The organism is Mucilaginibacter sp., from assembly GCF_025359345.1.
GTDB lineage: Bacteria > Bacteroidota > Bacteroidia > Sphingobacteriales > Sphingobacteriaceae > Mucilaginibacter.
Window position 1 is genome coordinate 396,902 of the sequence record NZ_JANYGQ010000026.1, and the last position, 13,528, is coordinate 410,429.

Consider the following 13,528-nt stretch of genomic DNA (forward strand, 5'->3'; position numbering starts at 1 on the left):
CGCATACATATTCTTCATTAATAAAATCGTCGCACCAGGTGCGCTTGCCCACCAGGTGCACCCGGTATTTTCAAATAAATGTTGGTTTGACGTTTAAAAATGCTTTTTTTGTTAGATATTTACCTAACACTACAACCTACTATGAGAACCATTTCCAAAGCATTCGCCATGGCGGCGATAGGTGCCTGCACGTTAATTTCGGTGCAAGCGCAGGTTTACAAAATGCCTGCTTATCCGCTTATCAGCCACAATACCTACTTTAGTATTTGGTCGAATACCGACAAACTGTACGATTCGCCAACCCGGCACTGGACTGGAAAAGATCAGTCATTGGAGGGTGTGATTAAAGTTGACGGCGAGTATTACCATTTCATGGGCAATGAACCTCCTGAATTGAAACCCATTGTAACCGCCGGCGACGAGGAAAGCTACAATTGCAGCTATTTAATTGATTCGGCACCAGAAAAAGGTTGGGAGCAATCCACTTTTGACGATAAAAGCTGGAAAACCGGCAAGGGCCCCTTCGGCGACGACCGCATTAGCAACGGCACTAAATGGACCGGTACAGATATTTGGCTGCGCCGCAAATTCTCATTGACAGATATTCCGCAGGGAAAACTAATCTTAAGAAACTACCACGACGATGATGCGGAATATTACCTTAACGGCCACCTGGTCGCCTCGCGGCCCGGCGCAAATGGAGATTACGAACTGTTTGAATTGCCGGCCGACGCAAAAAGCTTTATGGTAAAGGGCGAAAATGTTTTAGCTATCCATTGCCATAATACCGGCGGTGGTACCATCATCGACGCAGGCATTTCGGTAGAAGTAAAACATGACCCTTTTGCCGGAATCAAAACCGCAGCGCAAACCAGTGTTGATGTTACTGCTACCCAAACCATTTATCATTTTAACTGCGGACCTGTAAAATTGCGCGTTGCATTTACATCTCCGCTTATTCTTGACGACCTTTCGTTGCTGTCGATGTCGATATCGTATATCACTTACGAAGTTCAAGCTACCGACGGTAAAAAACACGATGTGAGCATATCAACCAATGCAAGTTCAAATATCGCGGTAGATGTGGCCTCGCAGGTTGTAAAAGCCAGCGCTTACACGTCTGCCGGGATGCGTATACTGCGTGCTGGTACTGTTGAACAGCCTGTATTAAAAAAGAAAGGTGATAACCTGCGCATCGATTGGGGGTATATGTACGTGGCTGTACCTTCAAACATTCGTGCGACACAGACCATCTTACCGCGTAACGAGGCAATCTCATCAATTACAACCAAAACATTAGCCCAACCTCAAAAAGAGGGTAAACAACTTAACTTAGGTACCACGATCTATTTAGGAGACGTAGAAGCGACACCTGTTTCGCGCTTCCTGGAGATAGGCTATGATGAAATGGAATCGATACAGTATTTTGGCGCTAACCTGAAGCCGTGGTGGCGCAATACGCCCGGTGCTACAATGGAAAAAATGCTTGCCGGTGCAGCCAAAAATTATGAGGTAATTATAGCCAAATGCAATGCTACCGATAAAAAAATTTATAATGACGCGCTTGCAGCAGGTGGTAAAACGTATGCCAAATTGTGTATTATGGCTTATCGCCAGGGTATCTCGGCCCACCAGTTGGTAAAAAGCCCATCGGGCGAAATATTGTGGCTTTCGAAAGAAAACTTCAGCGGTGGTTTTATCAATACGGTTGATGTAACCTATCCTTCCGCGCCCCTTTACCTGATCTATAATCCAAAACTAATGGAAGGCATGCTGAATGGCATCTTCTATTTTTCTGAAAGCGGGAAGTTCAACCATGATTTTGCTGCGCACGATCTTGGCCTTTATCCGCAAGCCAACGGGCAACTATATGGCGAGGGCATGCCGGTTGAAGAATCGGGCAACATGATCATTCTTACTAATGCCATTGTTAAAGCCGAACACAACGTTGCCTATGCACGCAAACATTGGAAGGCGCTGACCACGTGGGTAAATTATCTCGCCAAATTTGGCCTCGACCCGGGCAACCAGCTTTGTACCGACGATTTTGCCGGGCACCTTGCCCACAACGCCAATCTTTCGGTTAAAGCTATTGTAGCGATAGGCGCGTACGCACAAATGGCAGCTGCAATGGGCGATGCGAAAGCCGCAGCAAAATATAAAACTATGGCCGCTGAAATGGCCAAACAATGGATAGTAAAAGACAACGCAGGCGACCACTATGCGCTGGTGTTTGACGATAAAAATACCTGGAGCCAGAAATATAATATGGTATGGGACAAGGTTTTTAAACTAAACCTATTCCCGCAAAAGGTTTACGATACCGAGATAAGCTATTATTTGAAACATCAAAATGCCTTCGGTCTCCCGCTCGATAGCCGCAAAACCTACACCAAATCCGACTGGATAATGTGGACGGCAGCTATGACCACCGACAGCAAAAGCTTTAACGAGCTGATAGCCCCGATTTACAAATTTGCTACAGAAACACCTTCACGTGTGCCCCTGAGCGATTGGCACGAAACCACCGACGGCAAGCAGGTTGGTTTCCAGGCAAGGAGCGTGGTGGGTGGATATTTTATGAAGAGTTTGCTGAGTAAGATGAAGTAGAATGAGTGTCTAAATAAACCAATGCCACAGGTGCATTTAAAAGCTTAACAATGAAAAAGATAATACTGCAATTATTATTTACAATAGCCGGTTCTGCTGCATTTTGCCAGGGAACCACTGTTAAATACCTGTCGGGAACCGATAAGGACCACACCGCGCAATGGGATTTCTATTGCATCGCCGGCCGAAACAGTGGCAAATGGACGAAGATTGCAGTGCCGTCTAACTGGGAATTGCAGGGCTTTGGTACCTATAATTATGGTCACGATAAAATAAAAGGAAACGAGCAAGGGCTTTATAAACACGAGTTTTTTGCAGGCAATTGGAGCAATAAAAAGATATTCATTGTTTTTGAAGGCTCCATGACGGATACCAGGGTAACCATTAACGGGAAACAAGCGGGCCCTGTGCACCAGGGGAGTTTTTACCGGTTTAAATACGATATAACAAACCTGGTAAATCCAAACAGCAAAAATCTGCTGGAAGTAACAGTTGATAAAACGTCGGCAAATTCATCGGTAAATGATGCGGAACGCAGGAACAGCGACTTTTGGGTATTCGGCGGCATCTATAGGCCGGTTTACCTGGAAGTTGTTCCGGGTACTTTTATTGATAGGGTGGCCGTAAATGCAAAAGCCGATGGTTCCTTCCTGCTTGATGTGTATCCACAAAACTTGAAACCCGGCGAAATTGTTGAGGGCCAGATTCAAACGTTTAACGGTAAAAATATCGGTAAACCCTTCTCAATAACAGCCGACCCGGCGCAAGGGTATCTGACTTTAAAAAGCAGCGTTCAAAAACCATTATTATGGAGCGCCGAATTCCCCAATTTATACCAGGTAGTTGTTACCATTAAAAATAAACAGCAGGTTATCCATCGGGTTAAACAAAAATTTGGTTTTCGTACGGTCGAACTGCGGGCTAATGACGGATTTTATGTAAACGGTGCGCGGGTTATAATGAAAGGCAGCAATCGGCATAGTTTCTGGCCGGAAACAGGTCGCACGTTAAGCCATAACGTCCATTTGCTTGATGTCAGCTTGATGAAGCAAATGAATATGAATGCCGTGCGCATGTCGCACTATCCGCCAGATCGCGATTTCCTGGCTGTTTGCGATTCGCTGGGTTTATATGTGTTGGACGAACTAACCGGCTGGCAGGCAAAGTATGATACGATAGTAGGCCACAAACTGGTTAAGGAATTGGTGGTACGCGATGTAAACCACCCATCAATAGTATTTTGGGATAATGGTAATGAAGGCGGCTTTAATAGGGCATTAGATAATGACTACGCTTTGTACGACCCGCAAAAACGTACCGTAATACATCCCTGGGAAAAGTTTAACGGTACCAATACCAAACACTACCCTGATTATAACTATATCGTAAATGAAGTAGCGAACGGCCAGGAAGTTTTTTTCCCGACAGAATTTATGCACGGCTTGTACGATGGCGGTGCAGGGGCGGCACTTGACGATTTTTGGAGCCAAATGCTTAAGAACCCGCATGGAGCAGGTGGTTTTATATGGGCGTTTTTGGACGAAGCGGTTATTCGCACCGATAAAAACGGCGCATACGATTCTGACGGCAATCACGCTCCCGATGGCATTGTAGGCCCGCACCGTGAAAAGGAGGGGAGCTTTTACACGATAAAGGAAATTTGGTCGCCTGTTTATATCGACCCAAAGCCGATTGACAACAATTTCGACGGTAAAATAATAGTCGAAAACCGGTATTCGTTTACAAATTTGAACCAATGCACATTTTCATGGAAACTAGTTAATTTCCCATCGGCGAATGAAAATACCACAGCCGCAATTGTAAAAGCTTCCGGCAGCACGGCTGCTCCGAACCTTAAACCGGGAAGCGCCGGCATGTTGAAACTAGCCTTGCCTGCATCCTGGCGTAATAGCAATGCGCTTTATCTAACTGCATATGGTCCCGACAAAAAAGAGGTATTCACCTGGAGTTGGGCGATTAAATCTCCTGAAGCAATCCGTAAAACAATAAAGCCGTCGCCAACTTCTCTGGCGATAAAAGCTGAAGAGCAAAATCAATCGCTTGTGGTCAATTGCGATGGTATAAAGTATTATTTTGATAAAACTACCGGGTATATTCAACATGTAGCAAAGCCCGGGAAGGATATTTCACTATCAGGCGGACCTGTTTTGGCCGGGGTTAATACCACCTTGAAGAGTTTTGTTTATAAAGCTGTTGAACGGCAATACGTTGTGGAAGCTCAATACCAGGGCGCAGCAACGCTACATATAAAGTGGACGTTTGCGCCGGGCCAGCCGGTTAAGCTGGAATATAGCTATGCCCAACAGGGCGATGCCGATTTTATGGGCATTACCTTTAATTATCCTGAAGACAAAATAACCGGTATGAAATGGCTGGGCCGCGGTCCGTATCGCGTTTGGAAAAACAGGATGCGTGGACAACAATTTGGTCTGTGGCACAAAGCATACAACAACGCCATTACCGGCGAAACATGGGGATACCCCGAATTTAAAGGCTACCATGCGGAAGTTAACTGGGTAGTTATTGAGAATAAAGAATCGCCCTTCACCGTTTATACCGACGATAAAAATATGTTTTTGCAAATGTTACGACCGGCCAAAGAGAAAGATGCGCTGCAAAATAACAATGTTGAACCTTCTTTTCCCGATGCCAGCATCGGTTTTTTAAATGCGATTAGTCCCATTGGCACCAAGTTTCAGGCTGCCAAAGTGATGGGACCACAGAGTCAAACAAATCACGCCAACGGGGAACAAATAAATGGCACCCTTTGGTTTGATTTTACTCATTAAGCCATGATTTTTTCTCAATTCATGATAATTCAACCGGGTTTTTTCCCAGAGAGATTATTGCAGGCAAAACCGGGTGACAAACAGCCCCAAGAAGACTAATAATACGCAAAATCAGATCCTATACTATGAAAAAACGTATATTTTTAATAACAATACTTTTGCTGACAATTAGTTACTCCAGAGCACAAAAGTCACCTGTTAACTACGTCAATCCTTTATTGGGTACAGCCACCTTATGGGACCCCAAGGACCTTGGTTTTGTTCCCACCCGCAGGTCGTGGGGGGGCGAGGTGTTCCCCGGCTCATCGCTTCCAAATGCTATGGTGCAGTTAAGCCCGGTAACTAAGTTTCATAGTGGGTCGGGTTACCAATATGAAGATACTGTGATTTATGGCTTTATCCATACCAGCAAAGGGCACTGGAATTTGTGCAATGTTCCATTAATGCCCGCTACCGGTACTTTTACTCCTGATGACTACAAATCCGCTTTCAGCCACAAAAACGAATCGGCGCATCCGGGTTATTACCAGGTTTACCTTGAACGTTACGGCATCAACGCCGAACTGACGTCGACATTAAGGTGCGCTTTTCATAAATACACCTTTAAACCAGGTGAGCACAAAAAACTGATAGCCGACTTGTCGATGGCTAACGAGAGGATAAAAAGCTGGAACATCCAAAAGGAAGGCGACCATGTCTTTACAGGTTTTCAGCAAGGCGGAGAAAAAATATACTTCTACGCAGTTAGCAATCATCAAATAAAAAACATCGATTCACTGAAAAGTGATAAAAGTATACTGCCGGTTATAAATTTTACCGATGCCAATAAACCGCTTGAGCTACAAATAGGTTTTTCGTTTGTGAGTATTAAAAACGCTAAGGAGAACCTGGAAAAGGAAATGCTGGGAAAAACTTTTACGCAGGTAAGAAACGAAGCCACACAAACTTGGGAGCGTTTACTATCAAAAATTACAGTAACCGGTGGCTCGGAGCGTAAAAAGGGTTTGTTTTACTCATGTTTGTACCGTTCGTTTTTATGGCCGGCACTGCGCAGCGATATCAACGGCGATTTTACAGATATGAGCGGTAAAATGGTAAATAAAGGTTTTAACTATTACACCGAGCCATCGCTTTGGGACGATTATCGCAACAAGCTTATCCTGCTGGGGTTGCTTACACCGAAAGTTACCAATGATGTAATTAAATCGCTGATAGACAAAGGCGAAATAAATGGATTTATGCCAACCTTTTTTCACGGCGACCACGCATCTGTGTTTATTACAGGTTCGTATCTAAGAGGGTTGAGAGATTATAATGTGGATAGCGCCTATAAACTGATGTTAAAAAACGCGACAGTTGAAGGAACCCGGCACTACGTTGCCGAATACAACGACAAGGGATACATATCGGAACTTGACGTAGAACATCCGGTGACTACTACGGTGACAAAAGCGGCAGTGACAAAGACTTTAGAATACGCTTACGATGATTATGCCGTGGCCTTGCTAGCTAAAGAATTAAAAGATACAGCCAGCTACAAAATGCTGATGAAAAGGACCGGCAATTATAAAAATGTATTTGACCCTTCCACACAGTTTATGCGCGGGCGTTTAGCCAATGGCGAATGGGTAAAGAATTTCGACCCCTATTATCCTTATTTCGAATACATGTACCGCGAAGCCAATGCCTGGCAATCTACGTTTTTTGCCCCTCATGATCCTTATGGTTTGGTTGCGTTATTCCCGAACAAAGCAGCCTTCGAAAAAAAGCTGGACGATATGTTTACCATACCCTGGAAAGGCTATGAGGCAGAGAATTTCTCGGGTTTTATAGGGCAATATTGCCAGGGAAACCAGCCTGACCATAGTTCACCCTTTATGTATTACTTTGTTAACAAGCAGGAAAAATCGCAAAAAATACTCGATACCATCATGAATCATTATTATGGCATGGGGAAAGATAAACTGGCCTATGCAGGGATGGATGACGCAGGCGAAATGTCATCGTGGTTTGTGTTTAATGCGATGGGATTTTATCCGTTCTCCCCGGCAGATCCAAAGTATATTGTTTCGGTACCGCTTTTTGATAAAGTGAATTTTAAGTTCAGCGGTAATCGGGGCTTTACTATCATCAAAAAAAACAAGGGTAAAAAAATCAGCAGCATCACTTATGGCGGTAAAAAAGTTAAGGGTTATTTTATCGCCGATGCCGATTTGAAAAAGGGTAAGGTATTGGTTATTGACACTAAAGAGTAACGACAGCAGCTAAAATACTACCGGAACTGACTGAACCAACTGGAAATTACGGTTGGTTTTTTTCTGCAAAAAAAAGGGCGTTGCTAGTGTCTAAGACAGTGCAGGATGGTCATTCAAGATGAAAAAAATACTTTCGTTATAACCAAGGGGCATTGGCGGCTAATACACTATGGCAGGATTTATGTAACTTGTTACCTATCTATCCCGGGAACATTACCAGAACCGACTAAATTTTCTTATGCAAACGGTCAAGGGGGTTGGTGGTATCGCAATTGTATCTAACTAATAAACAGTTGGTTACGACAAAAGTGAACACTCGGAATGATTAGGAAAACTTTATTGCCGTTTATAAGACACAGATGATAAAAACAAATGGACGCTTTTCTTTAAAACTCCTATACATGGTCGTTGTATTTGCAATGGCTATACCGGCATTACACGCCCAATCCGTAAAACAGCAGCATTACGATATTGCAGCTTACGTATGGCCGGCCTACCAGCCCGAATCACGGTTTAAAGACATTGGGGTTTTTAAAGATGGCAAAGGCGAGTGGGAAGCTATTTATAATGCAAAACCAAAGTTTCCGGGCCATAATCAGCCACACGTACCTTTGTGGGGGTATACTAATGAGGCCGACCCGAAAGTGATGGAGAAGAAAATTGATGCGGCAGTATCACACGGCGTAAATGTGTTTATATACGACTGGTATTGGTATGATGGAAAACCTTTCCTGGAAAACGGCATAAACAAGGGCTTTTTAGGCGCACGCAACAGCAACAAAATGAAATTTTATTTGATGTGGGCCAACCACGACCATAACAGTTATCTTGATTACACTGCGGCCGACAAGAGTAAAATTTACTGGCGCGGCGGAGTTGACCGGGCCACATTTAATACCATGATTGCGCATGTTATTAAAGACTTTTTCAGCAAGCCTAATTACTACAAAATTAATGGCGAGCCGGTATTCAGTATTTATGAGCTGTCCACCTTTATTAAAGGTTTGGGCGGTATAAAAGAGGCTAAGGAAGCGCTGGATTATTTCACCCAAAAAACAAAAGAGGCGGGCTTCCCGGGTTTACATTTGCAGGGCGTTTTATGGGGGGCGATACCCGCCGGGCTATCTGCAACTCCTGGTGATACAACGCAAACACAAAACAACACTGTTTTAGATTTAGGCATTAAAAGCCTTACTAACTACCAGTGGTGCCATTATGTACCTATGGACAGGTATGACAGGTGGGGCGATAAAGCTATTGAAGGCTGGTTCAAATTCAGCAAAGATTTCACAGTTCCATTCTTCCCGCATGTATCCATCAGTTGGGATCCAAACCCTCGTTACCCCGGAAAGAAAGTTCAAGGCATGGTCACAAATGCTAATCCTGCAGACTTTAAGCGCTTTTTAGTAGAGGCTAAGAAGTACGTAGATAGCCATCCAAACCAACCCAAGCTAATTACCATAAACGCCTGGAACGAATGGGCGGAGGGAAGTTACCTGGAGCCGGATAAGCAGCATGGCTACGCCTATCTTGATGCTGTAAAACAAGTGTTCGGTAAAAAATAACTGGAAAATCATTTTAAACAGAAAAGGCGCAAGAGATTGCGCCTTTTCTATTTAAATCATCGGCCTTTTCTCCGTCGTTGTGATCGCTAAAGTACAATTCTAATTAAGTGTTAGTTACTTAAGCAATATTAAGTTTTTTCAATTTCCAAACGAGTGTTTTGGCCAAAAAATAACACAGGTGGCGGCGGCAAACAGGCTATGTTTTTTTTAAGGCGGTAATAATAATGTTCGGGGCCGCGCCAGGTATGAATAAGCAACCAAATAGTAAATAACCTGTTAGTCCTCAAGTTCTTAAATTAATTTATTTCTGTCCGTATCTGACATGTGCTTGTCTGAATAGATGTGTTGATTCACCACATCTTTGTGATGTAAATTATTTAATATTTAATCACAATGAAAAAATTTAAGAAAGTATTGATCATCTCCATATCGACTATTATTGTAGTCTGTGGCGGTATTGTATTGTTTCTTCAGCCGGTTATTGCATTCGGGCAGTTCTCTTCATATGCGGGTGACAATCGATTTGAATGGAAGAAACCCTTATACGATGCGACTAAGAAAACAGTGTTCATTATCGCGGACAATAAAGTGACAGAAATGTTCGATATGCTGGCCCCTTATTACATATTTAACGCAACCGGTAAGTTAAATGTTTACATCGTAGCAAAGGAGAAAGCCCCGGTACTGATCAGGAAGGACCTGTTTATCCTTCCGCAGTTAACCCTCAAAGAAGCTGATTCGCTGAAATTAGTTGCCGACGTTATTGTCATTCCGGCTTTATCAAAACGGGATGAAAAACAGGACCCTGATATTATTTCGTTTATCAAGAACCATTTCACGCCGGCTACAAAGCTCCTTGCTGTATGTGACGGTGCCGCAACAGCGGCGGCCAGCGGGCTTTTTGACGGCAAACCTATTACCTGCCATGCCTCGGACTTTAAGATGGTGAAATCGCATTTTAGTAAGCCGGAATGGGTTCAGGATGTGAGCGTTGCTCATAGTGGTAATTTATACAGCACCGCAGGTGTATCAAATGCAGTGGAGGGTAGCCTGATGGTGATCAATGACCTGTTTGGCGACCAGCAAATGCGGGAGGTGGCTGCAAACATCCATTATCCGCACCCTGAAATATTAACAGGCCATCAAAGTATAGCAATAACGTTCGGAAACGAGTTTACCATCGCTACCAAAGTAATCATTCAGCAAAATCGCAAATTAGGAATGCTGCTACAGGAAGGAATGAATGAATTTGAAATGGTAAGTGTTCTGGATACTTACGTGCGTACATTTCCAAAATCCTTCAAATTTTTTACACTGGCTGGGTCGACTGTCCAAACAAAATATGGACTAACGCTGATACATACCGACGACAACGATCCAAAAAATGTAGACGAGTTGCATATTCTCATGCCTGGAGACCATACCCCTGTTAATTCGCTTAATGGCGACACCAAAATCATTAGGTATGACCTGAAAAACCAATACCCTATAGACGTTTGCCTTGCGAGGATCAATGAACTATATGGCGAAAAATTTAAAACTGTTGTAAAACTTATGCTTGACTATAATTGATCAGCCCGGCATCTTAACAATAAAATCATGAAAAAGATATTCATAATAACGCTCCTCATTCTTGGCTCACTGCATTCATTTGCGCAAACAGATTCAGTTAAAGTCGAACAATTTTGCCAGGTAATAGCCACACCCCGGCTGCTAAGCAACAGGGTAACTATTGATATTGATTTTGGGGACGAGAAAAAATTCTGGAGTGATACCAGGCTCAGAACCTGGGAAGGCAAAGTCAAAAAGTTCAATACCATTATTGATGCGATGAATTATATGGGCAAAGAAGGATGGTCGTTTATCAATGCTTACCCTGTTAAATATGGCGACAGTGAGATATTTCATTTCGCGTTCAGAAAAATGTTCTATCGATCAGACATCCAATAAACACACAGTTCACCATCAATAATCAAAATATATTAAAGCAAAAGATCATGAAAAAATTAATAATATACTTTCTTTCTGCCTTTATTTTATGTTATCTTTCTTCACCTGTTTCTGCGCAGGTAAACCAGAAAACGGCAGATCAGATAACCGGACTTTACTGGTCACCTAAGAAAGATGCCAAAATTGAAATTTATAAAAAAGGCGAACACTATTTTGGGAGGTCTATTTGGGTAGCTAATCCCCGGAAAGATAACAAAAACCCAAGCGAAGCTTTAAAAACAAGAGAAGTGCTGGGCATAGAATTGCTCACTGATTTTTCGTACGACGACGGCGTTTATAACTCAGGGCGGATATACGATCCAGAAAGCGGGAAGACCTACGATTGCAAGATGAGTCTTAACGGAGACCTGTTGAAGGTCAGGGGTTACATCGGCATCTCTCTATTTGGCCGTACAGAAATTTTTCAACGGATTAAACAATAAAAAATAAGATCATGACTGCAATTATAATAGGTGTTGGTTCGGGCATTTTGACTATTTTAATCATTGCCCTATTGAGATTTTTAGACAAGCAGACATTTTATGGTTTGATATTGACCGGTATCGGCTACCTTTATGTGGGCTTTACCTGGAAGGATACAGGTTCTTTAGTTCTTTGCGCCGGGCAGGCGATACTTTTCAGCCTGATTGCTTATTACGGGGTGAAGAAAAGCATGCTGTTGCTGGCCGCAGGGTATTTCCTGCATGGCCTTTGGGACCTGGCTTTTGACCTTTTCCCATACACAAAATTAATCCCACCCCACTATGACTTGTTTTGCTTATCTATTGATTTTACCATGGGATTTTATTTGATTGTTTTAAACTATCGAAATGCAAAGTCAGCTCCTTTGCAATAAATTACCCAGATGAAGCTTTACATCAAGAATATGGTTTGTCCGCGCTGCGTGAAGGCATTGGAGCAAATATTTATTAATATTCTAACGAGGGACGAGGTTCCTCTATCCAAACCGCTCCGTCTCAATTTCATGGTCAATACAGACAGAGAATATATGGCCGGTTTAAGGTACGCGACTACCAAATGCTTTTCGGTATCTTCCCATTATGATAGCGACATGGGGATGGACGCAGGGATTACTTTAAACTATTGATTCATCTGTCTGCATCCGACAGGTAATTGTCCTTAGCCGCTGCCGTTTTAGGTAGTACCTTTATGAAAATTGTTTTTTAAAGTTATGAGGAAAATTGCTTTTATAATTCCACTATCCGTCGAACTACTTGACCTGGCCGGACCTGTACAGGTCTTTACTGAAGCCAGATTTTATGGGTTTGAAGCAGAGATGGAATTTTATACTTACCAGGAAGACCCGGTTTCTACTTCCGGGCTTGGTTTTGGGGAACTCAAGCATTTCAACGAAGCTTCGTTAAAAGAAGGGGACTTTGTTTTTATGCCGGGCATGGATTATGATTATGTCAGCAGCATCGCCTTTGGTGCTGAATTTGCGTTTTTTAAGTGGTTGAAAAAATGTTCAGACAGCAAGGTAACGGTTTGTTCGGTATGTAATGGCGCGTTTGCGTTAGGGAAAGCGGGATTACTAAAAGATACCCAATGTACTACACATTGGAGAAGGGTAAAGGATTTACAGGAACAATTTCCCCAGGCCAAAGTAGTGGCAGATATACTGTTTATTAAGAGCAACAATGTTTATACCAGTGCCGGGATTAGCGCAGGAATTGACTTGGCGCTCGCTATTCTTGAAGATCTTAGGGGGCCGTTGTTTACCCATAAAGTTGCCAGGGGACTTGTTGTCTATCATCGCAGGAGCGGAACACACAAACAACAAAGCATTTACCTGGACTACAGGAACCATATTAACCCACAAGTACACGAAGTGCAGGATTATTTAATCGATAACCTTGCTGCCGAAAATAATATTGAAACACTAGCTGCTTTGGTCAATATGAGCCCCAGGAACCTGAGCAGAGTTTTTAAAGAAAAAACGGGGTCCACCGTATTAGAATATCATACCCTTTTACGAAAGGAATATGCCAACACCATGCTTAACAATCCGGAATACACCATCGAATATATTGCTGCTAAATGCGGATTTAAAACAGCAAGGCAATTACAGCGGATATTGAAAGCTTAATATTGCCTGGTTCAATCTGCATTGTTTTATGGCGCTATATCTGCCTGTTTTCTAAGGGATTCACGATAAAAAACGACCACTGCCTGAAACTAAAAAATCAGGCATTTAGTTAGCCTTATTGTACAGGTAAACCGGAGATGATTCGGAATGATAATCGGCCGTCTTTCCGGCTTTTGTGATCCCGCTGGGATT

9 protein-coding genes are annotated in these 13,528 nt (G+C 43.0%); all 9 read left to right on the plus strand.

The window, feature by feature from the left end:
- Nucleotides 1-141: 141 nt before the first annotated feature.
- Nucleotides 142-2,610 carry a glutaminase family protein gene (locus Q0R52_RS18180; RefSeq protein WP_295796776.1) on the plus strand — a complete coding sequence of 823 codons (2,469 nt, stop codon included), beginning with the start codon at nt 142-144 and terminating at the stop codon, nt 2,608-2,610.
- Between the two features lie 50 nt (nt 2,611-2,660).
- The gene (locus tag Q0R52_RS18185; protein WP_295796778.1) at nt 2,661-5,420 is read left to right on the plus strand and encodes a glycoside hydrolase family 2 TIM barrel-domain containing protein; all 2,760 of its coding nucleotides are present in this window, start codon (nt 2,661-2,663) and stop codon (nt 5,418-5,420) included.
- Nucleotides 5,421-5,545: 125 nt separating this feature from the next.
- Nucleotides 5,546-7,675: a GH92 family glycosyl hydrolase gene (locus Q0R52_RS18190; protein ID WP_295796780.1), complete on the plus strand. Its 2,130-nt coding sequence runs from the start codon at nt 5,546-5,548 to the stop codon at nt 7,673-7,675.
- Nucleotides 7,676-8,076: 401 nt separating this feature from the next.
- Nucleotides 8,077-9,240 (plus strand): glycoside hydrolase family 99-like domain-containing protein, encoded by a 1,164-nt coding sequence (locus tag Q0R52_RS18195; RefSeq protein WP_295796781.1) that lies wholly within the window; start codon nt 8,077-8,079, stop codon nt 9,238-9,240.
- Between the two features lie 393 nt (nt 9,241-9,633).
- Nucleotides 9,634-10,812 carry a DJ-1/PfpI family protein gene (locus tag Q0R52_RS18200; protein WP_295796783.1) on the plus strand — a complete coding sequence of 393 codons (1,179 nt, stop codon included), beginning with the start codon at nt 9,634-9,636 and terminating at the stop codon, nt 10,810-10,812.
- 27 nt (nt 10,813-10,839) lie between these two features.
- A complete protein-coding gene (locus Q0R52_RS18205; protein ID WP_295796785.1) occupies nt 10,840-11,190 on the plus strand; it encodes a hypothetical protein in 351 nt (116 codons plus the stop codon).
- A 47-nt stretch (nt 11,191-11,237) separates the two neighbouring features.
- Nucleotides 11,238-11,672, plus strand: coding sequence for a DUF2147 domain-containing protein (locus tag Q0R52_RS18210; RefSeq protein ID WP_295796787.1), 435 nt, complete (start codon nt 11,238-11,240; stop codon nt 11,670-11,672).
- Nucleotides 11,673-11,683: 11 nt separating this feature from the next.
- Nucleotides 11,684-12,085: a DUF6010 family protein gene (locus Q0R52_RS18215; protein ID WP_295796790.1), complete on the plus strand. Its 402-nt coding sequence runs from the start codon at nt 11,684-11,686 to the stop codon at nt 12,083-12,085.
- A gap of 336 nt (nt 12,086-12,421) precedes the next feature.
- The gene (locus Q0R52_RS18220; RefSeq protein ID WP_295796792.1) at nt 12,422-13,336 is read left to right on the plus strand and encodes a DJ-1/PfpI family protein; all 915 of its coding nucleotides are present in this window, start codon (nt 12,422-12,424) and stop codon (nt 13,334-13,336) included.
- The last annotated feature ends 192 nt before the right edge of the window (nt 13,337-13,528 follow it).